The 25,495-nt window shown below is 69.1% G+C and carries 24 protein-coding genes and 1 pseudogene; 20 read left to right on the top strand and 5 right to left on the bottom strand.

Annotation, left to right across the window (positions count from 1 at the left end):
* Nucleotides 1-1,533, bottom strand: a complete 1,533-nt coding sequence (gene xerC / locus ACFU53_RS26525; RefSeq protein ID WP_383997269.1) for a tyrosine recombinase XerC — start codon at nt 1,531-1,533, stop codon at nt 1-3.
* On the bottom strand, nt 1,530-2,195 hold the full coding sequence (locus ACFU53_RS26520; protein ID WP_383997296.1) for a helix-turn-helix domain-containing protein: 666 nt from the start codon (nt 2,193-2,195) through the stop codon (nt 1,530-1,532). Before ACFU53_RS26520 ends, xerC begins: the two co-directional genes overlap by 4 nt.
* A gap of 111 nt (nt 2,196-2,306) precedes the next feature.
* Between ACFU53_RS26520 and ACFU53_RS26515 the strand changes: the two genes are divergently transcribed.
* The 8 genes from ACFU53_RS26515 (at nt 2,307) to ACFU53_RS26480 (ending at nt 9,746) form a co-directional block, all read left to right on the top strand.
* Nucleotides 2,307-2,537, top strand: a complete 231-nt coding sequence (locus tag ACFU53_RS26515) for a hypothetical protein (RefSeq protein ID WP_220647841.1) — start codon at nt 2,307-2,309, stop codon at nt 2,535-2,537.
* A 215-nt stretch (nt 2,538-2,752) separates the two neighbouring features.
* Nucleotides 2,753-4,033 (top strand): DUF3631 domain-containing protein, encoded by a 1,281-nt coding sequence (locus ACFU53_RS26510; RefSeq protein ID WP_383997266.1) that lies wholly within the window; start codon nt 2,753-2,755, stop codon nt 4,031-4,033.
* Nucleotides 4,034-4,234: 201 nt separating this feature from the next.
* Nucleotides 4,235-5,059 (top strand): DUF2637 domain-containing protein, encoded by an 825-nt coding sequence (locus ACFU53_RS26505; RefSeq protein ID WP_383997263.1) that lies wholly within the window; start codon nt 4,235-4,237, stop codon nt 5,057-5,059.
* 181 nt (nt 5,060-5,240) lie between these two features.
* Nucleotides 5,241-5,894: a MobC family plasmid mobilization relaxosome protein gene (locus tag ACFU53_RS26500; RefSeq protein ID WP_383997260.1), complete on the top strand. Its 654-nt coding sequence runs from the start codon at nt 5,241-5,243 to the stop codon at nt 5,892-5,894.
* Nucleotides 5,894-7,582, top strand: a complete 1,689-nt coding sequence (locus tag ACFU53_RS26495; RefSeq protein ID WP_383997257.1) for a relaxase/mobilization nuclease domain-containing protein — start codon at nt 5,894-5,896, stop codon at nt 7,580-7,582. The genes ACFU53_RS26500 and ACFU53_RS26495 overlap by 1 nt, the downstream gene beginning before the upstream one ends.
* Before the next feature lie 197 nt (nt 7,583-7,779).
* A complete protein-coding gene (locus ACFU53_RS26490; protein WP_383997255.1) occupies nt 7,780-8,166 on the top strand; it encodes a hypothetical protein in 387 nt (128 codons plus the stop codon).
* A 40-nt stretch (nt 8,167-8,206) separates the two neighbouring features.
* Complete coding sequence (locus tag ACFU53_RS26485) at nt 8,207-8,590, top strand: hypothetical protein (protein WP_383997252.1); 384 nt, start codon at nt 8,207-8,209, stop codon at nt 8,588-8,590.
* Nucleotides 8,577-9,746 carry a helix-turn-helix domain-containing protein gene (locus tag ACFU53_RS26480; protein WP_383997249.1) on the top strand — a complete coding sequence of 390 codons (1,170 nt, stop codon included), beginning with the start codon at nt 8,577-8,579 and terminating at the stop codon, nt 9,744-9,746. The genes ACFU53_RS26485 and ACFU53_RS26480 overlap by 14 nt, the downstream gene beginning before the upstream one ends.
* Nucleotides 9,747-9,782: 36 nt before the next feature.
* Here the strand turns inward: ACFU53_RS26480 and ACFU53_RS26475 are convergent.
* From ACFU53_RS26475 to ACFU53_RS26465, 3 genes and pseudogenes are all read right to left on the bottom strand, one after another.
* Nucleotides 9,783-10,258: pseudogene (locus ACFU53_RS26475) on the bottom strand (hypothetical protein).
* A gap of 332 nt (nt 10,259-10,590) precedes the next feature.
* Nucleotides 10,591-11,136 (bottom strand): flavoprotein, encoded by a 546-nt coding sequence (locus tag ACFU53_RS26470; RefSeq protein ID WP_383997246.1) that lies wholly within the window; start codon nt 11,134-11,136, stop codon nt 10,591-10,593.
* The gene (locus tag ACFU53_RS26465) at nt 11,133-12,419 is read right to left on the bottom strand and encodes a helix-turn-helix domain-containing protein (protein WP_383997293.1); all 1,287 of its coding nucleotides are present in this window, start codon (nt 12,417-12,419) and stop codon (nt 11,133-11,135) included. Before ACFU53_RS26465 ends, ACFU53_RS26470 begins: the two co-directional genes overlap by 4 nt.
* A 176-nt stretch (nt 12,420-12,595) precedes the next feature.
* Between ACFU53_RS26465 and ACFU53_RS26460 the strand changes: the two genes are divergently transcribed.
* The 12 genes from ACFU53_RS26460 to cas6e all read left to right on the top strand — a co-directional run bounded on the left by ACFU53_RS26460 (nt 12,596) and on the right by cas6e (nt 25,449).
* The gene (locus ACFU53_RS26460; RefSeq protein WP_383997243.1) at nt 12,596-13,027 is read left to right on the top strand and encodes an ATP-binding protein; all 432 of its coding nucleotides are present in this window, start codon (nt 12,596-12,598) and stop codon (nt 13,025-13,027) included.
* Nucleotides 13,028-13,066: 39 nt separating this feature from the next.
* Entirely contained in the window at nt 13,067-14,353 is a 1,287-nt protein-coding gene (locus tag ACFU53_RS26455; RefSeq protein WP_383997290.1) for a UDP-N-acetylglucosamine 1-carboxyvinyltransferase, read from the top strand.
* Nucleotides 14,350-15,582, top strand: coding sequence for a metallophosphoesterase (locus tag ACFU53_RS26450; protein WP_383997240.1), 1,233 nt, complete (start codon nt 14,350-14,352; stop codon nt 15,580-15,582). The genes ACFU53_RS26455 and ACFU53_RS26450 overlap by 4 nt, the downstream gene beginning before the upstream one ends.
* A complete protein-coding gene (gene dcd / locus ACFU53_RS26445) occupies nt 15,582-16,121 on the top strand; it encodes a dCTP deaminase (RefSeq protein WP_383997237.1) in 540 nt (179 codons plus the stop codon). Before ACFU53_RS26450 ends, dcd begins: the two co-directional genes overlap by 1 nt.
* Nucleotides 16,118-16,666: a deoxycytidine triphosphate deaminase gene (locus ACFU53_RS26440; protein WP_383997234.1), complete on the top strand. Its 549-nt coding sequence runs from the start codon at nt 16,118-16,120 to the stop codon at nt 16,664-16,666. Before dcd ends, ACFU53_RS26440 begins: the two co-directional genes overlap by 4 nt.
* Nucleotides 16,651-17,766 (top strand): glycosyltransferase family 4 protein, encoded by a 1,116-nt coding sequence (locus ACFU53_RS26435; RefSeq protein ID WP_383997231.1) that lies wholly within the window; start codon nt 16,651-16,653, stop codon nt 17,764-17,766. The genes ACFU53_RS26440 and ACFU53_RS26435 overlap by 16 nt, the downstream gene beginning before the upstream one ends.
* Nucleotides 17,767-17,866: 100 nt before the next feature.
* Entirely contained in the window at nt 17,867-18,910 is a 1,044-nt protein-coding gene (locus ACFU53_RS26430) for a serine hydrolase domain-containing protein (protein ID WP_383997287.1), read from the top strand.
* Between the two features lie 1,707 nt (nt 18,911-20,617).
* On the top strand, nt 20,618-22,195 hold the full coding sequence (gene casA, locus ACFU53_RS26425; RefSeq protein ID WP_383997229.1) for a type I-E CRISPR-associated protein Cse1/CasA: 1,578 nt from the start codon (nt 20,618-20,620) through the stop codon (nt 22,193-22,195).
* Nucleotides 22,192-22,800 (top strand): type I-E CRISPR-associated protein Cse2/CasB, encoded by a 609-nt coding sequence (gene casB, locus ACFU53_RS26420; RefSeq protein WP_383997225.1) that lies wholly within the window; start codon nt 22,192-22,194, stop codon nt 22,798-22,800. Before casA ends, casB begins: the two co-directional genes overlap by 4 nt.
* The gene (gene cas7e / locus ACFU53_RS26415; RefSeq protein WP_383997222.1) at nt 22,797-24,044 is read left to right on the top strand and encodes a type I-E CRISPR-associated protein Cas7/Cse4/CasC; all 1,248 of its coding nucleotides are present in this window, start codon (nt 22,797-22,799) and stop codon (nt 24,042-24,044) included. The genes casB and cas7e overlap by 4 nt, the downstream gene beginning before the upstream one ends.
* Nucleotides 24,041-24,787: a type I-E CRISPR-associated protein Cas5/CasD gene (gene cas5e, locus ACFU53_RS26410; protein ID WP_220647855.1), complete on the top strand. Its 747-nt coding sequence runs from the start codon at nt 24,041-24,043 to the stop codon at nt 24,785-24,787. Before cas7e ends, cas5e begins: the two co-directional genes overlap by 4 nt.
* Nucleotides 24,784-25,449, top strand: a complete 666-nt coding sequence (gene cas6e, locus ACFU53_RS26405; protein ID WP_220647856.1) for a type I-E CRISPR-associated protein Cas6/Cse3/CasE — start codon at nt 24,784-24,786, stop codon at nt 25,447-25,449. Before cas5e ends, cas6e begins: the two co-directional genes overlap by 4 nt.
* The last annotated feature ends 46 nt before the right edge of the window (nt 25,450-25,495 follow it).

Below are 25,495 nucleotides of genomic sequence, written 5' to 3'. Positions count from 1 at the left end.
TCACGGTGCGGCCTCTATTTGGTTTCCAGACCGATGGCCGCGAGGGACCAGAGCTGCGGCCTTTTCCGCAATCTCACGGTCGATCTCCGGGAGCAGACTCGTGTACGTGTCCGAAGTCAGCGTGATGGTGGAGTGCCGGAGCGTCTCCTTCACCGTATGGATGTCGCCGCCGCCTCCGTGCGTGAGCGTTGCGGCGACGTGGCGTAGATCCCGCAGGGTGATGGGCGGCAGGTCGGTCGTGGCGAGGATCCGGCGGAAGGTCTCGGAGACCGTCTCAGGGTGGAGCCAGGAGCCGTCCTCCTTGGTGAACACCTTGCCGGTGTTCTGCCAGGCGGTGCCCCACTCGGCGCGCTCCTTCTCCTGACGGACCTTGTGGTCGCGTAGGGCGGCGATGTTCACGCTGTCGAGCGCGATCGTGTTCGCGCTGCCGTCCGTCTTCGGCTCGGACTCGTAGGGATCCCAGCCGTCCACCACGATCTCCTTGGCGGGAGTGATGAGGCCGGCGTCGAGGTCGATCTCGTGCCAGTCCTGGCCGACTGCCTCGCCCCGCCGGAGGCCGCGCGTGCCCATGAGGGGAAAGATCGCGTACAGGCGTTCGCCCTCGGCTGCGTCGAGGAAGGCGCCGAACTGTTGCGGCGTCCACACCATGACGGGTCCAGGGATCTCGCCCGTCTCGCGCCACCGCCGGACTCGCTCATCCGTCCATAGGAGGGGCTTCGGGCGCCTGCCTGACTCCAACTCGACGTGGGACGCCGGGTTGAAGGTGATCAGCTGCTGGGCGATCGCGGAGTTGAGGGCCGCGCGGAGCGTGCGGCGGATCGCCTGACGACTGGCCGGGCCGGTTGTCTTCCGGAACGGCTTCATCTCCGCCAGCTTGGCCCGTTCGGCCGCGAGCAGCTTCCGCTCGGCTCCTACCGGGCGTCCGGGCTTGCTCGGCTTGCAGCGGGCGATCTGCTCACGGCGGGCTTCGTTCTCGGCCGCGATCACCTCATTCTCGTCGGCGATCGCGTCGAACATCTCCACCAGGTGGCCGACGTTGAGGCGGTCGAGGCGTACCTGCCCGATGCGGGGCTTCAGGTGGACGCGGATGTGGGACGCGTAGCCGTTGAGCGTGGTCTTACGGCGCTTCTTCGCGGCGAACCACTGGTCGAGCCACTCGCCGACGGTGAGGCTGCCACGGAGGGCGAGACCCGCCCTCAGACGGCGTCGGGTCTCCTCGATGGCCGGCAGCGGGGCCTTCTCGACCGCGACCTCCTCCAGCATCGCGACGAGGCGCTGGAGGCTGTCCGGGTCGTCCTTGTCCGCCAGGGTGAGCAGGGAGCGGACGTGGTCGAGGTCCGCCTGAGCGGCCTTCAGAGACTCGTAGCCGGCTCGGCTGAAGGAGCGGCGGGTGCCGTCCTCGTGGGGCGGGAGTTCCTGGCGTATGGAGTACGAGCCGTGCTTACGGCTGGAGAGCTTCGGACAGTTCTTGCCGAGGGGTTTGCCCGTCTTGGGGTCTCGGCAGTAGCAGCGGCGGTGGGTTGAACCCTTCAAAGGCGATCCTCCGTGGTGGTTTCGGCATCGGGTGCGGGCGGGTCGACGTCGCCCAGTGCATGTGGCAGCTCGGGTGGGGTGGCTCCCTCGTCGCGCATGTCGCGGCGGAGGTGGCGGAGGGTGTACTTCGCGGAGATGGCCTCGTCGCCGTACCTGGTCCGCTTCCTCTCGGCTTCTTCCTTCTGGGCGCGGGTGGTGGCCGTTCTGGCGGCGAACCCCGCCTGTTCCGCCTCGTCGAGAGCGGCCAGGGCGGTGCCCACGAGGCTGGTGTGGAGTTCGAAGCTGGGGACGAGGCCCGCGTCGTACTCAGGCACGTCCTGCTCGCCGGTGAAGCGGCGTAGCGCGTCCCAGGTGGGGACGAGGCCCTGGAAGGGGAGTTCCTGGGTCTCCTCGACGTAGCCGACCGGGAAGATCAGGCAGACCGGGTACGTCTCCAGGGCGGCGGCCAGGACCATGACGTCCACCAGGGGAAGGTTGGCCCGGCGTCCGGATTCCATGTTGGCGATGACGTTGCGGGGGATGGGGTGCCCCAGTCGCTCGCACTGGTCCGCCAGTTCCTGTGCGCTCCATCCCATCTCCTTTCTTCTCCGTCGGACTTCGCCGGCCACGTTGGCCTTGATCCGATCCGCCCACTCCGGGACGTCGTCCTCATCAGCATCCAAACCGTGTTGTGTCATGCAGACACATTAGCTTCCCGATGATGGTTGGTAGCCGCTTGGAGTCGGACGTGATGGGCGCGTTCGCCGAGGGCTGTACCGAAAGGGGCGCACTGCATGCGTGAAGACGAGACGGCCGGACGGTCGACGGGGATGAGTCGGGAGGAGCTTCTTGCCCTCCCCGTGTCGGTTGACCTGGAAACAGGCAACCGTGCGCTGGGGCTCGGCCGGAGTAAGGGCTATGAGCTGGCGAAGCGGGGCGAGTACCCGTGCAAGGTGCTCCGGCTCGGCAACGCCTACCGGGTTGTGACCGCGGATCTGTTGGAGCTGTTGGGCCTGGCGGCGTGAGGGGGCGGCAGAGTAGCAGACGGTTCTGCGCTGAGCTGACACAGAATCGCTGGACTGTGTCAGGGCGTGGACGTACTGTCCGTGTTCCCTCGGGGAACGAAGCGAGCCTCCGGCGCGGCAACGCCGGAGGCTTCAGCACCCCCGAACGGCCCTGGAAGAACCAACCCGGCGGGAAGGGCGCGCGAGCCCGCCACCGCCAGATGAGGAGCTGCCCTGTGGAACATGAGGGAGCCGAGCCCTATTCCGACCTCGACAAGACTGGGTGGCCGCCGGTCGCCGACACCGACCAGCCGGTCGACGGGCCTCCGGTGCCCGAACCGGAGGCGTCCGTAAGACCGGTTGAGAAGAGGGACGTGGCGCTCGCCCCCGACGGCGGGCAGGTCCTCGCCGATCTGCGGGCACAGATCAAGCGGTATGTGGCGATGCCCAGCGAGGAGGCCGTCACCGCGGTGACGCTGTGGGTGGCTGCCACTCACCTGCAGCCCGCGTGGCAGCACGCACCGCGCCTGGCGATCGTGGCTCCGGAGAAGCGGTGCGGCAAGTCGCGGCTGCTGGATGTGGTGACCGAGACCGTGAGCAGCCCTCTGATCACCGTCAACGCCAGCCCAGCCGCGATCTTCCGCTCGATCACCGAGGAGAACCCGCCGACCCTCCTGGTCGACGAGGCGGACACCCTCTTCGGCACCGCCAAGGCGGCGGAGAAGAACGAGGACCTGCGCGGCCTGCTCAACGCGGGGCACCAGCGGAACCGGCCCACGCTCCGGGTCTCCGGGCCGGAGCACAAGCCGCAGGCGTTCCCCACCTTCGCCATGGCGGCGCTGGCAGGTATCAACGACCTGCCCGACACGATCATGGACCGGTCCGTGGTCATCCGGATGCGGCGCCGAGCGGCGGGCGAGAAGGTGGCGGCATTCCGCACCAGTCGGGACACCCCCGCCCTGCACGTAGTACGCGACCGGCTTGCCGCCTGGCTGACGCCGCTGCACGTGCGGGCGATGGACATGGAGCCACCGATGCCGGTCGAGGACCGTGCGGCGGACACCTGGGAGCCGCTGGTGATCATCGCCGACCTCGCAGGTGGCGAATGGTCCGCGCTCGCTCGCACCGCGTGCCGCGCCATGACCGACTACGAAGCGGGGCAGGACGAGGAAGGCGGGCTGCGGACCCGGCTTCTGGTCGGTATCCGCCGGGCCTTCGCCGCTGAGAACGACCCGACGGTACTGGGCACGAAGCGGCTGCTGGAGCACCTCAACGCGGACAAGGAAGCGCCGTGGGCGGAGTACGGCGCCAACGGCCTGACCGCCCGTGGCCTGCAGGTACTGCTGAAGCCGTACGGCATCGGCTCGGCCAACCGCCGCTTCGGTGACGGCTCCCAGGCCAAGGGCTTCGCTCGCAACCAGTTCCTCGACACCTGGGCCCGCTACTGCCCCGAGCCGGGCCCTCCGGCTGGGCCTGGCGGTCCGGTGGCCGAGCCGCTGCCCGGCACCGCCGCCTGACCCGACTCGACCCGTCGCACTCGTCCCCGCGCAGGTCAGCGCGGGGACGAGTCAGCGACCGCAACGAGTCGTCCCGACATCAACAGTCCACTCGTACCTGCTGTGAGCAGGCATGCAACGAGTGGGACGAGTCTCCGCGCCCTCACCGTGTCCCTCGCGTCACCCTGTGATCGCCGCCAACCCCACCTGGAGTGCCTGCGCTTGACTTCCCCCACCACCGCTTCGTCCGCTGTACCGGGCACCGCTGCGATCCGCGTCGGCATCGCGATGCTCGCCGCGTTCGCCTTCGCGCTCTCCTATGACGCACTGCGGCAGATGGCCGTCGCCGTCCACATCCGTGGGTTGCTCACCTACGCCTTCCCGCTCGTGATCGACGGGTTCATCGCCATCGGCGTCGGCGCCCTGCTCATGCTGCGCGCCGCGCCCCTTCGGTCCCGCGTCTACGTCTGGGCGCTCGTCGGGGCGGCCACCGTCACCAGCATCTGGGCCAACGCCCTGCACGCGGTCCGCCTCAACCAGCAAACCCGCCACATCGGCAGCCTGAGCCTCGACGACTACACCGTCGGAGTCCTGTCCGCCATCGCCCCGCTCGCCCTGGCCGGCGCCGTCCACCTCTACATCGTCATCTGCCGCCATCCCGCCATGCCTGAGCTGCAGGCGGACGCCACGTTGAGCCACAACGACGACACCGGTTCGCCGGAGCCACCTGCGCCCCAGCCCGACGCGGGTGGCGTCCCTGCTGATGTGGCTTCCGCTTCTGCCGATGTGGCGGGAGCCACCGCAGAGCCACAAGGGGATGACGCCAACCCCATCTCCGACGAGCTGCTCTCCATCGCCCGCACCGCACGGCTGGGGCGCGGTGACCGGGCCTCCCGCCGCCACATCGAAGACGCCATCCGCGCCAAGGACTTCACCATCGGCAGGGCGGAGGCGGAAAGGATCAAGGCCATCCTGCAGGCTGAACTGGATGCCGCTGCTGCCCAGCGGCAGATCGAAGGGGAGAAGACGTCGGTCGGCGTGCGCTGAGACCGGCCGCGCCGGCATCCCCGGCCTCCTCGACTCGTATCTTCCGTCCCCGTGCGGGCTGACACGGGGACGGAGCAAGTACTCGCGACGAGTCGACCCCACCTCATCACCTCACCCGTACCTGCCTTGACCAGGCATGCGACGGGTGCGACGACTCCGATCACCACACGGGAGAACCCGCATGAACGACCCGTCCCGCGCCCCCTCCACCACTCAGGAAGAGATGACGACCGCGCCAGCCACGACCGCGTCAGCAAGGTATGCCGTTGGACCGTCCAAGGACGGCCGCAACGGGGATGCCTCCGCCCCGGGGGTGGCGGAGGCACTCGGGCACCAGGGGGCACCCGAGGAGGAACAACCCGACAGCACCGACACCGCCGCCGTGGCGCTGCCGCGAGCCGCTGACACCGCCGCGCTGCACCGTGTCGCCCGACGCCGCCAGCGTGAAGCCGTCCAGCGCAAAGAACGTGTCGACGTCCGCTACAGCGTCGACGAGAAGGCTGACATCCTCGCCGAGGCCCGAGCGCTGAACATCGCCGCCGCCCACTACGTCGGCGCCGTCGTCATGGCTCACGTCCACGGTGACCTCGGCCTGCGTGGCCAGCGCACCGAGCTCGACGACTACATCGACGAGCTGACCGCCCTGCGCCGAGAGGTCGCCAAGATCGGCCACAACGTCAACCAGATCGCCAAGAAGGTCAACTCCGGCGGTCATCCACACCCTGGGGACACAGCCGTCCTGGCCCAGGCCGAGCAGACCGTGCGTGCGGTGGGCGCCGCCGTCCGCCACATCGCGTCCGCCGCCAACCAGGCCGTCACCGTGAAGGCGACCTGATGATCCCGAAGATCAGCAGCGGCAAGAGCACCGCGGGCCTGATCCGGTACCTGTTCGACACGAAGAGGACCAAGGACCACACCGATCCGCACCTGGTCGCCTCCTGGGACGGCTTCGCCCCCGACCCCGGCCGCGCCGACGACTTCGCCGCCACCAAGAAACTCCTTGTGGCCGACCTCGACCTGCACGTCAAGCAAGCCCGGCGGCTCAACCGCGCCCCCGAGCAGCACGTGTGGCACTGCTCGATCCGGGCCGCCAAGTCCGACCGCCACCTGAGCGACGAGGAGTGGGCCGACATCGCCCGCCGCGTCGTGGCGGCCACGGGGATCGCGCCGGACGGTGACCCGGACGGCTGCCGGTGGGTGGCAGTGCGCCACGCCCCTGACCACATCCACATCGCCGCCACCAAGGTGCGCGGCGACCTGAGCACCGCACGCCACTGGAACGACTACATCAACGCCAACCGTGAACTCGCCGCCGTCGAGAAGGAGTACGGCCTCTTCCGCGTCGCACGCGGCGATCGCACCGCCGCCAAACGGCCCACCCGTGCCGAACAGGAGAAGGCCCTCCGCGCCGGCCATGACAAGCCCGCCCGCGAACGACTGCGCGCCACGATTCGCACCGCCGTGGCCGCCGCCTCAAGCGTCGAGGAGTTCGTCCACCTGCTCAGCCACACCGACGGCGTCCTCGTCGAGATCGTGTACTTCCCCTCCGGCGACGTACGCGGCTACAAGGTCGCCAGCGAAGACACCACCACCGCCGACAAACAACCCGTCTGGTTCTCCGGCTACGACCTCGCCCCCGACCTGTCCCTCCCCCAGATCCGAAAGCGCCTGGAGAACACCGACGCACAGCCCACCGACCAGCCGGGCCGGCATAGGCCCAACCCCTGGCACCAGGCCACAGCCGCGACCGAACGCATCCCCCACCACCTCGACCAAACCGACGACGAAGCCTCCCAAGCCCACATAGCCGCCTTCGGCGAAGCCCTGGACGCCCTCCCCCTCGTCGCACCCCAGGACCTGCGCCCCCAACTCCGAGAAGCGGCTACCGCCTTCGAGCGCGCCACCCGATCCCGTATTCAGGCCGAACACCACCACGCCCGAGCCCTGCGCGGCGCCGTACGAGCGATGCTCCGCGAGCCCGCCCCCAAGGACGGCACAGCCCTGGCGATGCTCCTCGACGCCGCGATCCTCACCGTTATCGCCGCCGCCCGCTGGCACCAGCTCCGCCACCACGACCAGCAAGTCGCAGCCGTCCACCAGACCCTGGTCCACCTCCAGGCTGCCTATGACCAAGCCGCAGCCGCACCGGTGGCCGCCCTCGCCCAGCGCCGACCGCCCCAGCAGACCGTGGACCGGCATATCCGTCACCTACGCCAGGTCGTACCCGACCACGCTCAGCAAGTCGTAGAAGACCCGGCTTTCGATGCCCTCGCGGTCACCCTCGCCGAAGCCGAGGCTGCTGGCCACGATCCGGCACAACTCCTCCAAGAGGCAGTCGACCAGCTCGCCTTGGGCGACGCGGACTCGCCTGCACGCGTCCTGGTCTGGCGCATCCAACGTCTCACCGCAACGCCGACGCCGAGCACGCGAGCCGGCCTTGCTTCCGCCCCGCACACTTCGTACGGGACGACACCGCAGCCTGCGCCTCTCCCCTTGGTAGCGGGTGTACAGCACCGTCGCTGATTCTCAACTGCCAGCTGGACCGCCGCTTCAGGGCTGGTCAACCTCGGTGCGGCTTGGGGTGGACCGGCTCCGAGACAGGCGGCATCCGTGCGAATCACGCGCCATAGAGAAGCACTTGTGCAAAATCTGTGACATCAACTAAAGTGTGTCTCCCGGTTAACTGCTCCAATGCGAAGTCCGATCAGAGGAGTCGTCGCATGAGTGTGCATCTTCCCTCCTGGACGACCGATGTGTTCGGCGAGCAGGCACCCGCGGTCCGTGTGGGCCTCGGGCAGGCGCTGCGAAACATGCAGGCGAACGCCCAGGCAGCACAGGAACAGACTGATTCGCGTACCAACCACACCTACGGCTCGGCCCGGTGGCAAGGCCAGTTCGAGCGGGTGTGGGAGGAGTTGAAGGATCTGCCGGGCGCCACTCCCGTCAAGCCGTTCGGGTTCCCGTTCGAGCTGATGGTCGTGGGGAACGGTCTGCTCTATCCGTTCCTGTACTCGAAGACCAAGTCGGACGTACGTACAGCTCGCATTCCTCGCGAGTCCCGCCTGGTGAAGGAGTTGTTCAACTTCGCGCCGCCCCCCCACTCATGAGCAGGGTGCGTTCGAGCTGGACGGCTTTGACGAGAGCGCTGTGGTGGTGAAGCTCAGAGGTGGTCTCGCGGCTGTGCCGCCCGGGACGCAACTGATCCTGGTTCCCTTCGCGTGCAACGCTTCCGAGCTGCTGGAGGCTCATTGGGGCAGGGCCGCGCTGGGGGCGGAGCGACGCCTGGAGTGGGCGACCCTCCCGGAGCCGCTTCCACTGCCGGAAACCGTCACCTTCCACGGCCAGCGTCTGGGGATGATCCCCAAGCAGGCAACTTCGTCCGAGCGGGAACTGACAAGCTTCGACGGCGGGGCACAGCCGACCTTTACGCTGTCGTCGCGTGCGAGCGTTGATCAACAGCGTGACGTTCCGCCGCTGACCGAAGCAGAGCCGGCCGACGACCAGACCAGCGAAGACGATGCGAACGATTAAGCAAGACCTCATCCCGGGCTTGGAGGAGCGGGGCACCACGCCCCGCGCCATCTCCGACGGCTTCGATCCCACCCGTCTGACGCAGGCGCGTCGGCTGGCTGAGATGACGAAGAAGGACGTCGCGCAGGCCCTTGGGGTGACGCCGGCGGCCGTGGGCCAGTACGAGACGGGGGTGTCCCGTCCTCGTCCGGACCTCATCCCCCGTCTTGCCGAAGTGCTTGGTGTGCCTGCCACTTTCTTCTTGGTCGGCCGTCCGGCAAACCGGCTCGACTCCTCCATGGCCCATTTCCGCAGCTTGCGCAGCACACCGAAGTCGCAGAGGGAACGCGCCCTGGCCTTCGCCGAACAGGTGTGGGAACTCACCTACGCCCTCGAACGGCGGATTCAGCTCCCCCTGGTGAACCTGCCCGGCTTCGCCGGCGGCGAGGTCCATCCCGGAGCGGAACTGCCCACCGACCCTGCAGCGGCAGCACGAGAGCTTCGGCGGCGTTGGGGGATGGGGGACGGGCCGGTCACCCACCTCGTCCGACGTATGGAATCCCACGGCATCGTTGTCGTGATGCCGCCCGCGTCCGATCCTTCGGCGGCGACCGTGGACGCGTTCTCCACCAGGGCGGCGCGCCCGCTCGTGGTCCTCACAGCGAATCGGGCGGACGACGTCTACCGCCATCGCTTCACGGCCGCCCACGAGCTCGGGCACCTCGTGCTTCACGGCGACGCCACCGGTGACAGCCGACAGGAGAAGGAGGCCGACGCCTTCGCTGCCGAGTTCCTCACACCCCAGGGCAGCATCCTGCCCCTCCTGCCCAAGCGGATGGACCTCGCGCGTCTGGCCGAGCTGAGGCAGGTCTGGGGTGTCTCCATCCACTCGCTCGTCTACCGGTGCCGTGAACTCGGCCTGATCTCCGACGCCACGAGCAGCCGCGCATATCAGCGGCTTCGTGCGCTGGATGGTCAGCCCGGTTTCATCCCTGAGTCGGTATCGAACTACTCCGGGGAGCAGCCGTCTCTACTGTGCCAAGCCTTCGAACTGGCCTGCAAAGAAGCGGACCTCTCGGTGGCCACACTGGCCCATGAACTGGCCTGGACGCCCAAGCGGGTTCGTGAACTGCTCGACGTCCAGGAACAGCGACCCGTTCTCCGCCTTGTGCAATAACGACTCAGTCCCTGCGGCGCCGTTCCGCCCGTAGTTTCAGTCCCGAGTGGCACCGTCGGGCCACAGAACGCGCACGGGCACGCCTTTCTGCCCCGCGTAGGTGACGATGTCGGCGGTGCCGCCGTAGCCGCAGGCGGGTTGGCCGTCCCAGACGGCGAGAAGTTCGTCGACCAGGTCGACGAGGAGTTCGCTGCCTGCCATGTGGGCGTGGATGTCGGAGCGTCGAGGCCCGTGCGGTGGATCTCGGCGGCTCGGCGGAGGAGGTCGTCGTAGGTGGGGTGGTGCCAGTCGGACAGGCCGACGCGGTACTGCTCTGCCGGGAGGACGACCTCAATTTGTCCGCCGGGGTCGAGGACGGTCCGAGCGAACCAGGCGTCGGGGCCGTCGGCGATGCAGCTGACGCCGACGAGATCTGAAGCGTCGTACGGCTTGATCGCTTCGGTGAGGAGAGCGCGTACCTGTCGTTCGACCTCGTGGGACAGGCCGCAGTGTCCAGTGATCCCGATTCTCATGGCTGTTGGTTCCTCGCGTCTGTGGTGTCGCCACCGAACTGGCTCGGAGAACCGGCGGGCTGGCGCTGGCCATCGGCGGATCCTGGAACGGAACCGGAGAGTGGCTGGCCCGCTGTCTCGACACCACGGCACCAGGGCTCAGCCTGCGCCTGTACCACGGCGTCCGCGAGGCGCTGGAGGGTCAGTCGAACCCCTCACCAATGTGGTGGACGAGGTACTCGGGCAGGCCAGCGGCCGGTTCTGGGTCTGCTACAAGCGCTCCGGCTGAAAGCGATGAACGGGCCCGGCTACCGGTGCTGGCTTGTACGCGTGACCGCACGACGCAGCCCTGATCACGACCGCTCGGACAGCCTGGGGGCGAGCAGCTCCAGTACTTCCTCCCAGCGGTAGCGGTCGGCCCCGCCGCCGGCCTTCGGGCGATGTGGCTCGTACGAGCCGATCAAGATGCCCATCTCGCGCAACTGCTCCAGGCTCCTGCGGTACGCGGGGTGGGCGGCCTGCGCCGAGTTCAGGTACGGCAGTACGGCAATGGGGACGTCCATGGCGGGTGCTTCGCACAGGACCCCGAGGGCGAGGTTGTCGGAGATTCCGGTGGCCCATTTGTTGATGGTGTTGAAGCTGGCCGGGGCGACCGCGATCGCATCGGCGGGCCGGGTCGGGCGCGGCTCGCCCGCCGAGCGCCAGGCCGAGCGGATGGGGCGTCCGATCTGGTTCTCCACCGCCTCCACGTCGAGGAAGCCGAGCCCTTGTGGTGTGGCGACGACACCGACGTCCCACTGCCGCTCGTGTGCTGCGGTGATCAGTTTGCCGACGTCACCGGCGACTCCGGCCGCGCAGACCACGATCTGGAGGAACGGCTTGTCGTGCTGGTCACTCACGCGGGCACTCCCAGTTGGCGGCTGAAGTGGTGCAGTTCGGGCAGGGCCCGGCGGCGGTCGCGGGCTACCATGTCGGCGACCAGTTCGCGTACGGCCGGGCGGCGGATGTCCTGTGCCGCGCAGCTCTCGGCGATGCGCAGGGCCTGGTAGCCGTCGGCGAGTCTGCCCTGCTGACTGTAGGCGCGGGCGGTCTCCACCCAGAGGGCGGCCCGGCGCTCGGGGACGGGAATGTGGCGGCGCATGAGGGGCCGGGCGGTCTGCAGAGCGATGCCGGCGTCGCCGAAGGAGACAGCCGCGCTGACCTCGTGCAGGGCGACGTTGGTGGGGCTGAAGTTCGCCCAGGCGTCCGGCTGGTCGAAGGCGACGTAGCGTGCCACTTCCTTGGCCTCGGTGAGGAAGTCCTGGGTGGTGTCGCGGTCGCCATTTCTGCTGGCGGCGGTCGCCCCGCGGAGCAGGAGCAGTCCGACTGCCGCCAGGTACCGGGGGGAGCGCTGGTCGTAGGAGCCGGTGAGCTGGTCGGCGGTGTGGCGGACCATGTTCACGGCCTGGGCGGTGTGCTTGTCCCGAACGAGGACGTGGGCGTGCACGCGGACGCTGGCGGCGAGGACGACCGGGTCCCCGGACCGTTCCGCCTCGGCCATGGCCCGCCCGGCCGCGAGCCACGCGTTGCCCTGATCGGCTCGCTTCAGCAGCAGGCTCACCGATGTCTGGTACGCGGTCGCGAGCAGCCCGGACGCCTCCGCCGAGCAGGAGGAGCCACCGCCGGCGGCTTGGCGAAGGTCGGCGATCAGCCCCGGCAGGGTCTGCTCCAGTTCCGCGTAGTCGCACACGTAGAACATCCGGCGTACTGCCCGCACCCGGTTCCGCAACTCTTCGATGTCCAAGGCTTGGCCGGTGGCGGCGGGGCTCGTGCCCGGCATCAGAACCTGGATCAGGTCGTGATGCGCAGCGGTCGACGACGATGACGGCGGCGGAGCCGCGAGCGCGGCCACGCTCGCGGCAAGGAAGGTACGGCGGTGCATGTCCTCTGCTCCGGGCTCAGGGGCGGGGCCGGTGTCAGATGTGGCGGCGAGGCCGAGACGGTGCGGTGGAATGTCCAGCACCTGCGCGATCTCGCGCAGCGTGCGCACGTCCTCCGTGCCCCTGCCGCTCTCCAGACGGCTCACCTTCGACTGGTGATACCCCAGTGCGGTGGCCACGTCCTTCTGCGAGCGCCGCTGTAAAACACGTGCCTGACGGATCACTTCGCCGATCCGTCTCGCCTCGCTCTGTTCTTCGGCCATCTGTGCCACGGCCCCTCCTGCCGTCGCCGATCCTGCCTGCTCAACCGAGCGTAACCGAGCGGCAATTCACCGCGATGCAGCTCCTGCATAAGTGATGCAGCCCCGGCACACGGCGTAGTCCCGCTTGCCTCCGGAGCGGTTGCTTGGAGCAGCCGCACCAATCCAGGAGGCAGCTCATGGAAGCGCACCAGATCCGATTCTCCGTTCACGGCACACCGGCCGCCGTCCGCTCCGCGCGGCAGCAGCTCGCGAACGGCATACGGCGCTGGGACGCCTCCCTCGACCAGGACCTGCTGAGCACAGCAGAACTGGTCGCCGCCGAACTGCTGACGAACGCGGTACGGCACGCGGGCCACGGCCCGATCTCGGCCGCCGCCCGCCTCAACGGTGAGCGTCTGCTGATCGAGGTGACCGATGCCGACCGCAAGATCCCACGAGCCGGACTGCCGGACATGGAGGCAGAGGGCGGGCGCGGCCTGTTCCTCGTCGCCGCCCTGGCCGATCGCCACGGAGTCGATCCGCTGCCGTCCGGCAAACGCTGCTGGGCCGAGTTCAAGGTCGGCGCCTCAGCCCAGCCCTCACGACACGTACCTCTGCAAAGGAGTTGACGGTTGACAGCCGTACGGATCCCTCCAGTCGCCGCCGAAGTGGTGGCCATCCGACCCGGGAGCCCTCTCGTCGGCTCCGTGACGGTCGACGGGTCCAAGAACGCAGCCCTACCGCTTCTGGCCGCCGCGGCAGCCCTGCACCGCCCGGTGCACCTCGGCAACGTCCCGGCCAACGCCGACGTCGAGACGATGCTCGCCCTGCTTCAGCAGGCCGGCTGGCACACGGCCCGACCCGTCAGCGACCCGCACACTGCGGTGATCCTCCCGAGCGACAAGCCCCAAGGCGGGCCGGACCTCGACATCGCCGCCCGCATCCGGGCCTCGTACTACCTCGTCCCCGCCCTGCTGGGCGCGTACGGGCGGGCGCGGCTCCCCTGGCCGGGCGGCTGCCAGATCGGGGAACGCGGCATGGAGCAGCACTTCAAGGTCTACGAACGCTTCGGGGACCGCACGACCGCCGACGACCACGGCTACGTCGTGGAAGCGGCCAGCATTCCCAGGGCCGGAACCGTCTCGATCACGCTGCCCTTCCGCTCCCGAGGCGCAACCATCGCCGCTCTCCTGCGCGCGGTCGTGGCCGGACGGCCACTGCGGCTGGGGATGCCCAACCTCTCGCCGGAAGTGCTCGCTGTCGTAGAAGCGTTGCGGGCGGCTGGCTGGCAGTGCCGAGTCAGTGAGGCGCTTCTTGCTCTCGCGCCGCCCTTGGCCGTTCCCCCCGAGAGCATCGTCTGGCGGGTGCCCGGGGACAAGATCGAGGCCGGGACCTTGGCCTGCGCGGTCGCGGTCACAGGCGGCGACGCACGCATCTGCGGTGTACGCGGTGACGATGTCGTCCCCTTGGTCAGGGCCTTGCGATGGCTCGGGGTTCCTGCCGATGCGGAGGACGACGTGCTCACCGTCCGAGGGCGAGACACCCGTCCCACGAGCCGGTCTCTGCGAGCCATCGCTTCCCTCGCTCCCAGTGGCCTGGATGCCGATTTCGAGCCGTCTCTGATGGCCTTGGCCCTCACCCGCCCTGGCACCCATCTCTTCTCCGACACGATCAACCCCGGCCGCCACGGCAACCTGCTGCCGCAGCTGGCCCGGCTCGGTGCCGACATCCACGAGCTGTCCCCCACCAAGTGCCGTCTCACCGGTCCGCAGCAGTTGACCGGGGCCGGAGTAGAGGCCACCGACATCCGGACGGGCTCCGCCCTGCTAATCGCCGGCCTCACCGCGCACGGCGTCACCACCCTGGGCGGCCTCGACCAGCTCCGACGCGGCCACGCCGACCTCCCCACCAAGCTGTACGCCCTCGGCGCCGACATCTGCGAGGTCACGCCATGAACCGACAGTTACGGCGGATCATCGCCACGACCGACGTCCACTCCGCCTTCGCCTCCCCCGCACCGATGCTCGCCCATCTCCACGACGCGAGGGCCGAAAGCCTGATCGTCGACTGCGGCGACTTCTTCGAAGGCAGCGGCTTCTACCGCCTCGGCCAGGGCCAGATCGAGCGCGAGATCCTCACCAGCCTCTACGACCTGCTGGCCCCCGGGAATCACGGTTGGCGCCACCACTTCGAGCCGGGGCTGCGCGAGATGACCATGTGCGCCAATACGACTGACGACGCTGGCAAGCCCCTCTTCGACCGCTTACGCATCGAGCGGATCGCCGGCCGACGCGTCGCCGTCACCGCAGTGATCGGGGCCCAGGCGTTCGACGCGATTCCCGCCAGCGATCGCATCGGGCACCACGTCACCGATCCTGCCCAGGCCCTGCGCGAGGTGATGCTCGAACACCACCACCGCGCCGACACCTGGATCGTGCTGTCCCACTCCGGATTCGACGAGGACCTGAAGCTGGCCGCCGCCTGCCCCTTCGCGGACGTCATCTTCTCCGGGCACTGCCACAGCGACACGTACGGTCCCGTAGCCGTCGGCGACACCCTCGTGGTCAAGGGACGCGAACTCGGCATCGGGTACGCCACCGCAGAGCCCGTCGGAACCGGCTGGGCCGCCCGCACGGGCATCTTCCCCAGCTCGCACGTGCTGCCCGAGGGCCTTGCCACGGTGCGAGACAAGATCGCGCTCGCCAGCCGGGCGCTCGCGAGCCCGCTCGGCATTGTGAACGAGCCCTACCGCAATGCCCCGTTGGACCGGCGCCAGCTGCTGGCAGAGGTCGCCGGCCGACTGCACTCGGGCCTCGGCGCGGACGCGGTCATTCTCAACGAGACTGCCCTGCGCTCCACGCCGCTCGGTGAAGTGCTCACCCTTGGCGACCTGCTGACCATCGAGCCCTTCGACAACCAACTCGTCCACGCCCGCCTCTCCGACGACCACGTCCAGGACAACGAGAAGCTGCTCGGCGACCTCACCGAACGCGTCGGCCTCTTGGTCACCGCTCCCACTCCTCTGCCCCCGGGCACGAGCAGCGTGTTGACGACTGACTACCTCGCCAACAGCCACCTCGGCGGACGAACACATCAAGCCGGACTACGGCTCGGCCAAGCCGTACAAAGCGTCCTGGTCACACCCCTGGCGGGCGCTGACGACACCGCTGCAGGAGGCGAGTAATGATCCTCACCGGACCCGAGATCACCGCCGCTGCCCACGACGGACGCCTGACCATCGCGCCCTTCGAACCGGAACAGGTCAACCCCAACAGCTACAACGTCCGCCTCGGCCCCACCCTGCTGACCTACACCGACACCGTGATTGACGCCCACCGCCCCAACCCCACCTACAAGGTCACGATCGGGAAGAGCGGATACGTACTCCGGCCCGGTGAGCTGTACCTCGGACACACCGTCGAACAGGTCGGCTCCGACACCTACGTACCGCTGCTCTTCGGCCGCTCCTCCGTCGGCAGGCTTGGCCTTTTCGTCGAGATCACCGCCCCGATCGGCGACATCGGCTTCCACGGCCAGTGGACGCTGATGCTCTCCCCGATCCGCCCGCTACGGGTGTACGCGGGCATGCGGATCGGGCAGATCATGTTCTTCGTCTCCACCGGCTCCATCGCCCCCTACCAGGGCAAGTACCAGGCCGCCGTCGGCCCGCAGCCGTCCGCCTACTGGCGCGACGCGACCCAGTTCAGGGCGGTCGCCTCGTGATCCTCACCGGCCCCGCGATCAGCGCCGCCATCCAGGCAGGCGAGATCACGATCGACCCGTACGACCCCGCCCGACTCTCCCCGAACGCCTACGACTGGCGACTCGGCGACACCATCCGTATCTGCGACGGAGACCTGGACGCAGCCGTCCCAACCGCGTTCGCCGAGCAGAGCATCCCGGCCGCGGGCCTGGTGCTGACGCCGGACGCGTTCTATCTCGGCGTCACGCTGGAGAAGACCGGCTCCGAGACGTACGCACAACTGCTCAACGGCAACCGCACCATCGGCGCGCTCGGCATCTGGGTCCACGTCTCCGCCCCGCTCGGCCACCAAGGCCACGCCATTCGCTGGACCCTGGAGATCCGTGCCGCCCGGCCGGTGCGCATCTACGCGGGCATGACCTTCGGCAAGCTCATCTTCCTCAGCGCCTTCGGCACGTCGGCCAGCTATCAGCAGCAGGATGCCAAGTACGCGGCGACGGACGGCATCGACATCTCCCGCCTCTACGAAGAGAACCCCGGAGGAGTCCGGTGCCCCCGCAACTGACCGCTGGGCCGCTGGCCGCCACCCTGCTGGACCTGCCCGCTGGAAGCCCGGGAGGCAGCGTCGAACTCTTCCTTGACCTCTACACGGGTGAGCAACCGCTCATCCCGGCGCGGGCGTTCATGCTCGCCCCCACCGGCCCGCGAATTCACCTCCCGGCCGGCCTCGACCTCCTCCAAGTCCCCGGGAAGTGCCTGGAGGGCTCAGCCTTCAGCCGATACGTCGCCGCCCTGCGCTCGGCACTGGCGGCCGCGATCGACCCGACCCGGATCGACGTCCTGCACCTGCAGCACCTCACCTTCGGCGCCACCCCCGCCCTGATCCGCGCGCTCCCCACACACCCCCGCATCGCCCTGGTGCACGGCACCGACCTGCTCTTCGCCGAGGCTCACCGCGACCAGCTCCAGGTGCTGCATGAGACGACGAAGGCCGCCGACGCCATCGTCGTCCCCACCAGCGCGATGGCCGACCAACTTCGCAAACTCGTCCCACTGGTCAACCGACGCAAGATCACCCACATCCCCTGGGGCATCCCCGACCACCTGATCACCGACCCACCGGCCCGGCCTCCCCGCTCTCCGACGAGCCATCTGCGGCTGCTGTACGCGGGTCGACTCACGGCCGAGAAGGGCGTCGAGGCCCTGGTGAAGAGCTTGGCCTCGGTGCCGGGCGTCGAACTGAGCGTCGCCGCACCACAAGCCCAGTTCCACACCCTGACCGCGCTGCTGCAACGAGCTGGCGTACGAGCCCGCTACCTTGGGTGGCTCCGCCGCTCACAGCTGTGGAAAACCTTCACCGAGCACGACCTACTGGTCATGCCCTCCACCACCCTGGAGGCCATGGGCCTGGTCGCACTGGAGGCCCAAGCCTGCGGCCTCCCTGTCCTCTACCAACCCGTACCCGGCCTCAGCGAATCCGTTGCCGCCTCCGGCGTGGCAACGGACTTCACCAACCCCGCCGCCCTGGCCCGTGACCTGGACCGGCTACGGACCACACCTGGCCTGCTCCCGGCTCTGCGTCAGGCCGGCCACGCGAATGCCGCCCGCTACCCGCTCTCCGCCACCGCCCAGGCCCTGACCGATCTGGGCCGTCAGCTCACCTAGAACGGCTGTGGCCGGCCGATGTCCGACACGCCATTGCCAAACCGCTTCCACTCCCGTCACTACGCTGGCCGACGGGATGCCCACGGAGAACAGGGAGACCATGACGTACCGCACCGACCGCATCGAAGCCCTGCTCGACGAAGGCGTCCGCGACAAGGTCTACCCCGGCGCCGTCTGGGCCGTCGGCGACGCCTCGGGCATCCGAGCCCAAGGCACCACAGGAGTTCTCGACCCCGACGAACCGAATGCTCCGATGCGCCCAGACACCGTCTTCGATGCCGCTAGCCTCACCAAGATCCTCGCTGTCTGGTCCTCCGTCGGAGCCCTGTTCGAGGAGGGCAAACTCGACATCGACTCCCCGCTGGGCGAGTTCTGGATGGAGGTCGAAGGCCACCCGCTCGCGGCCGTGACGGCTCGCCAACTCCTCACTCACACCGCAGGGGTCCCCCTACGGGCCCAACTGAAGAACCTGTACGGCACCGACCCCCAGGACATCCGCGACGGCGTACTGCACGAAGCCCTCCACCGCCCACCGGGCGAGGCCGTCGAATACACCGACCGAGCCGCACTCATCCTCGGCTACCTCGCCGAACACATCTCCGGCCAGCCCCTCGACCAACTCGCCACGGAACGGACCTGGCAGCCCCTGGGCATGAAAGCCACTCGCTTCGGCCCCCTACCCGCCGCGACGGTCGCCCGGTGCGCGCCCACCGAACTCGACCCGGACACCAACACCCACCTCAAGGGCACCGCCCACGACTTCTCCGCCCGCCTCCTCGGCGGCGTGTGCGGCATCGCCGGCGCCTTCACCGTCCTCGACGACCTCTCCCGCTTCCTGCGCTACATGTTGGACGACAACGCTGTCCCCGAGCGAGCGGGCTTCGGGTCTGCCTGGTCCGAGGCGTCGCTCAGCGTCCAGACCGGCTCACTTGCCCCCGCACGTGGGCTGTTCTGGCACCCCGCCCCCGGTGCTGATCCAGCCGACGACATCTGGGTGCACTACGGCTTCACGGGAACCGGCATGTGGATCTCACCCCGGCGCCGACGGTGGGCAATTCTTTTGACGAACAAGCTCTACTACACCCGCGACCGCCAACCCCTGACGGATGTCCGCAATGTCTACCGCGCGCTCGCTTTCAACTGAGGCGGCTGGTGTGAGCGGAGTGGGCCACAAAAGCCCACGACTTGCCAAGTTCCAGAGGGAGACGCGTCAACGCCAGTGTCGCGACGGAGAGCGTGCCGAAGGCCATGGCCAGGCGTCGAATCATGCGCGTATTCCCCTCCCTCGCGCGGCCCGCTCCCGTTGAGCAAACGGCCGGAGTAGCCAATCGTAGGCGATCGCGAACTCACTGTAACGAGCGCAATGGGCATCCACCGCACCAGAGTGCGCCGTTCGCTTCCGTAGCAACCGGCCCGCCGCCACGAGGGACCCCGCTGTACGACCGGCGTATACCGCTTCAGAAGCGCGATCAGGCCAGGAAAGCTCCTGCCACCACTCCGTTCCGAACGGAACGCCGCGCCCTTTTGCCACCAGGCCAGCCGCAGAGATCCAACCCGGTGGTGGCAGCGGCGCGACTGCCGAACGCCCTGGCTTGGTGCCGACCGCCCGCCGCCAAGTCGGAGCGAGCGCAGAGGCCAGCCGTGGTGTTCCTCCTGCTCGTTCTGCAAGGCGTCGCGCACGGAGCGCCAAGCGCGGATTGCGTTACCGATGTCCACCAACAGCCCTCGGAGTTGGCGAATCAGAACCCTCGCAGCACGAATGGCAGCAATGACTTCGAATTCCACCGCGAGCCCGCTCTTGTGAGGTGCATGCGTCTCGTCTGACGTGCGTGAGGCTCATGCTCAGTAACGAGCAAGCTGGCTACCTCCGCGGTCACGGAGCGAAGACCACCTGGGCGCGCCCGATGTGGCGGGTGGGCGGGAGACCTCTCTGGACGCGGAGCCAATGGCGAGACCACGCACACCGCGCTCGATGCCGACGGGGTCCGCGGAGGCGGAGCCGGCGAGGTGCGGACGAGGATGCCGCCCCAGGCGAACGGGGCACCTCCGCGGACGCGGAGCAACTGGTAGCACATGCCCTGGGAGTTCGGCTTCTTCGGGGCATCTCCGCGGATGCGGAACCATCGGACGCACCCTCTACGCCGCGCACCGGCCCCTCGGGGCACCTCTGCGGACGCAGAGCTAACTCGCTCAAGTAGATCGGGATGACTGCCGCGGACGGGGCACCTCCGCAGACGCGGAGCCAACATCGACGGCCAGTGGATCCCGCGCGGGTCGATCGGGGCACCTCCGGGTGCGGAGCCAACTTCAGCCGGTTGGTGACCGCGTTGACTGGGGTCGGGGCACCTCTGCGGGCGCGGAGCCAACCAGTGGTACCGGTTCTGCGGGGTCATCCCGGACGGGGCACCTCCGCGGGCGCGGAGCTAACGCGAAGGTGCGGATCATCCGCTCGAGGGTGGCCGGGGCACCTCCGCGGACGCGGAGCCAACCCTTGCTGACCTGCATGGTTAGGGGCGCTTTGCCATCTTGTTATGCGTCACGACAAGCCCGTTCTTTCGATCGCGGCCTATCGCAGTCGTGGGACATGCTTTCGGGTCACTCGATTGGGTGGGTCAGGGCGTGAGTCTCCGCTGATGCGGAGCTGGGGGATATTGTGGCGATTTTTCCCATACGTCCCTGGGTTACCTCTGCGCGTGCAGAGCGTGCCCACCAGGACTGTATAGGGCAGGTCTGACAGTTGGGGCGAGTCTGGAGGTTCCGGTTGCGCCTAATCCATACGTCCCCTTAGCGTCACTACCTGCTTGGGGTCGGCGACTGCCTGTGAACTCGTCGCTGTTCAGGCGCTGTTGACGTGTCCGAAAGTGTGAGGAGGGGGATTTTGCGTGCCTTCAGTACGGCTGACCAGCCGTGCGTCACGCTGGTGTTCCGTCGGGACGCGGATCCCGAGGAGTTGGCGGTCTTGGTGCCAGGGGTTGAGCCTGGTGGTCGTCGAGGAGTCGGTCTGCGGACGGCTCTTCTGGCCGCTCATGCTGTGGCGGACCTTGAGGTGGCGAACCCGGCGGTGGAGTCGATGCTGCGGCGCCTTCTGACCGCGCTCGCGGTCCGCGCCGGCGGCCTTGATGTGCCCGACCGGGATGAATGGGAGGAGCGCTTCGACGCGCTGCTGTCGGCGGGCCGGTTCGATGCGGGGGCCGTGAACACGTACTTCGACCGGTGGCGGCACCGGTTCGATCTCTATGATCCGCACCGGCCGTTCCTCCAGGATCCCCGTCTTGCGGCGGAGTGCTCGCGCCAGGCGCCGCCCGGGAAACTGGTGATGCCGAGGCCGTCGGGATCGAACCAGCCCTGGCTCGACCGGACGCCGCAGGATGTCCCCGTACCGTCGGACGAGGCCCTGGGCTGGCTGCTCGCCTGGCGCGGCTACGGCCCGTCGGGCACGGGGGCCCAGCGCCGGCACGGCGGCGTGAACTCCAAGAACATGAAGGCCGCGCCATTGCGGGCGCTGGTGTCTTTCCACCCGCTGGGCGGCAGTCTGTTCACCTCACTCGTCCTGGCGTGCCCCCCGCCGACTGGAGGAGAAGATCCGGCACAGGATCTCGCGCCGTGGGAGCGCGAGGAACTCGAAGACCCCCTGCTGCCATCACCCGTGTGCGGGCCCGTCTCGCTGCTGACCGGCCGGAGCGCCCACCACGTCCTGCTGTCTGCGGACGAGACGGGAGCGGAGACGACAGGCTGCTGGGTGGCCTGGGCCACGCGGACGGATCTGCCCGCGGCCCGGGACCCGTTCGTCATCGACCGCGCCAAGGGTGGCCCGGTGCGGGCGAGTTGGCGCCGTTCCCTGCTGAGGGATTTCGACGCCTTCATCCACGCGAAGAACCCCGCCGCGGCGGGCGTCAAGGGGCAGATTCTTCCGGCTTGGCTGTCCGCGTTCGCCGACCTTCCCGAGGAAGTCCTTGACGGGCTGGGGCCGGTGCGCGTGCGGGCGCTGGGCTGCCACCAGGAGAAACAGGAGAAGGACGAACACTGGTACGCCGTGACGACCCCGGCGAGTATCGCCGCGTTCCTTCCTTCCCGGCATCCGCAACGCGCCGCCCGCGTGGCCGACACCCGCAGAGCGGCGGAGGGCGCGGCGGCCGATCTGGCCAGGGCTCTTCGTACGGTGTGGAAGCACCTGGCGCCCGGTGAGAAGTCCTGCCCGTGGGCGGATGAGGCGACCGCCGCGTACTGGGACCGCGCCGAGGCGCTGTTCTGGCCGACGATCAGCCACGACAGCGCCGAGGTGCCCCGGTTTCGCGGCCTGGCCCTGGAGATCTACGACGCCATCACCCGGCCGGCCGCGATCACCCCGCAGGGGTTGCACCCGGTGGCCCAGGCCCGCACCCAGCTCACCCACCCCCGGACTCCTGGAAGGAGGGCGAAGGCCGCGTGACCACCGAGTCCCCGCCCGCCCCGTCGGTCAAGAAGAACCCGCTGGAGTCGTTCGAGCGGTTCATGCGCACCGTCCGTAGCGCGTGTGCCACCCCGGGCGGCCGGGCCGCCTTGCGTGACGGCCTGGCCGAGGAACTGTCCTCCCCGTGGCGGCTGTACATGCATCTGCTGCCTGCCGGAGGGATCCCTTCCTACACGCCCACCCGCGAGGCCGAACTGCCGTATCTGCTCGTGGCCTGCCTGTACGCGGTCCACGACGCCCCCAACCCCCGCACGGCGAAGTCGAACCCGCCGCCCGCGGTCAAACCGGCGGAGATGTGGCAGAACCTGGGCTGGTCCTACGCCCGTGCCGCACGCACGGGCGCGATGCGCCGGGAGAACGCCGCCGACGCGCTGTCGCACCTGGCTGAACTCGGCGGCGAGGACCTGTACCGGGAGCTTCCCGGCGCGATCTCGCTGCTGCGCTCGCAGCAGATCCCCGTCAAGTGGCCTGTGCTGCTGCGGGATCTGACCCGCTGGCCGAAGTGGGCGGACGACGTCCGCGTCGAATGGGCCCGCGCCTTCCACACCCCCACCATCCGCACCGCTGAGGAGAAGAGCGAGTGATCAACTTCGGCCCCGGAAGCCTGCACGTCGACCTCCACCTGATCCAGTCCTACCCCTACTCCAATCTCAACAGGGATCGGCAGGGGGCTCCGAAGTCCGCGCGCTACGGCGGTGTGATGCGCGCTCGCAATTCCTCGCAGAACGGCAAGCGGCACACCCGTACGGCTGTGGAGAGGGCGGTCGGCATCCGGGCGTTGCGGACCCGCGGCGTGCCACAGGCCGTCGCCAAGCGGCTGGGAGCCCGCGGCTGGCAGCCGGAACTGGCCCTGGCTGCGGGGCAGATGTTGATTCTGGCGGCCGGGGTGAAGGGGCTGGGTATCGCCGACTCCGGTGGCACCAATGCCCTGCTGTTCCTGCCGGAGAGCGCCCTGGACGAACTGGCAGACCTCGCCGACGGACATCGCGGCGACATCACCCAGGCGGTCTACGACATCGAGGCCGAGGCGGTGAAGAGGACGACCCGCAGGAAGGCGGACGCCGACCTGGAACCGGCAGCGGACGACGAGGAAGAGCCCGCCGTTGGTGAGGGCAGCCCGCTGGCCAGGTACGCGGCCAAGATCCTGCCGAAGGCGGCGGTGCTCACGATCCTTCAGTCGAGGAACGCCTCGGTCGCCGCCTTCGGCCGCATGCTCGCCAACGAGTCCGGCTCCATCGTGGACGGCGCGGTGCAGATGGCGCACGGACTGAGCACCCACGCGGCCAGCACCCAGCTGGACTACTTCACGGCGGTCGACGACATCCTCGAAGAGGAGGGCACCGAGCGCGGCGCCGGGCACATGGGGGACCAGCGCTACACCTCGGCCACCTTCTACCGCTACACCTCCTTGAACGTCACCGAACTTGTGCGCAACCTCGACGGCGACACCCAGACCGCCCAGGCCGTACTCGCAGAGTTCATGCGCGCCTTCGTCACCACAGTCCTGCCGGCCAAAGCCTCCGGCACCGCCCCGTTCACCGTGCCGCACCTGACCTACGCCGCACTGCGGTCGGACCGCCCGGTCAGCCTGGTCGGCGCCTACGAGACCCCGGTGCCCGACAGCGCCGAGGGCTACCTGCCCCGCTCCATGCAGCGGCTGAACGACCACGCCCGGGCCCACCACCGCTTCCTGGGCACAGGGGGACTGATCACCCACGCCTACAGCGGACTGACCGACGATTCCTTCGACGCGCTGGGCGACCGCCTCGACGGCCTGGACGAGCTGATCACTCGCGTGAGCGACACCGTCACCAAGGAGCTGGCGTGAGCGGCGGGCTCCTGCTCCACCTGTCCGGACCCTTGCAGTCCTGGGGCTCGGACGCGGACTTCGAAGTACGCACCACCCACCGCTGGCCCACCCGCTCCGGCCTCACCGGACTGCTCGCCTGCTGCCTGGGCCGACCCCGCGACAGCGACAACACCGACCTCACCGAGCTGTCCTACACCATCCGCGTGGACCGGCCGGGCCAGCGGGAGATGGACTTCCACACCGTCGGCGGCGGCTACCCCCGCCATCTCACCCCGCCCACCGCCGACGGCAAGTTCCGCAAGCTGAGGGAGGGCACCATCCTCACCCAGCGCCAATACCTGACCGACGCCGCCTTCACCGTCGCCGTCACCGGCCCCCAGCCCACGCTCGCCCGGTGCACCCAGGCCCTCCAGCGTCCCCGGTTCGCCCCCTACCTGGGGCGCCGTGCCTGCGTCCCGGACACCCCGATCCTCATCCGGTCCGACGTGAGCGATCCGGTGGCCGAACTCGACCGCCTGCCGCTGCACCGCACCCCAGCGCGGTACGGCGCCCGAGAGCCCGTGACATTCCTCTACGACGCCGCCCCCGAGCCCGGAGCCCTGCCGGACACGAAGATCCGCGACCAGCCCGGCCCGCACCGCCACTTCACGGGCCGCCCCGTGTGGGAGCGGCAACGCCCGCTGCCCGACGCCGACGACGCGGGCCGGGGCACTGACTGGCTCACCGCACTGACCAATTACCGAGAGGCAGCCGCCGCATGACCACCACCCCGACGGCCGCCACCCAGACGCTGCACCTGGCCCGGCTCCACCTTGAAGCCCGCAGCCGGGACGTCCACCGTGACCTCAAGGATGCCACCCGCCTGCACACCACCGTCCAGGCCCTGTTCCCCGACGCCCTCGGACCCGCCCCCAGGACGGCCACGAACACCCTCTACCGCATCGAGCGCGAGCAGACCGGTGCGCTGCTGCTGATCCAGTCCACGCTGCCCATCAACCGCAACGCCCTGCCCTCCGGCTACACCAGCCAGGTCGAATACCGCGACCTGGGCCCGCTGCTCAACTGGGTGGACGAAGGCCGCGTCGTGCGGTTCCGGATCGACGCCAACCCGATCAAGAGCGTGCCGGTGCCCGGCGCCCGGCGCGGCAGGCGCGTGCCCGTCTCCGGCGAGGATGCCCTGGCCTGGTGGGAGCGCCAAGCCGGCCGGGCGGGACTGGCCAACCAACTCGTCCTCGACCTCCCGCAGCCCGACGTGCTCGGCTCTCGCAGTGAGACCAAGGGGATCCGGTTGCGTGCGATGCGCTTCGAGGGCGTCGCCACCGTCACCGACCCCGAGGCCCTGCGCACCGCGATCACCACCGGCATCGGCCAGGGCCGCGCCTACGGCCTGGGCCTGCTGTCCATCGCCCCCTACCGCCCCTGACCCCCACCGTCCTTGCCACCCGGCCCCGGCCGACGCCGGGGCCGGG

The organism is Streptomyces sp. NPDC057474 (genome assembly GCF_042802555.1).
Taxonomy (GTDB): Bacteria; Actinomycetota; Actinomycetes; order Streptomycetales; family Streptomycetaceae; genus Streptomyces.
This window is presented reverse-complemented; position numbering and strand designations above follow the sequence as displayed.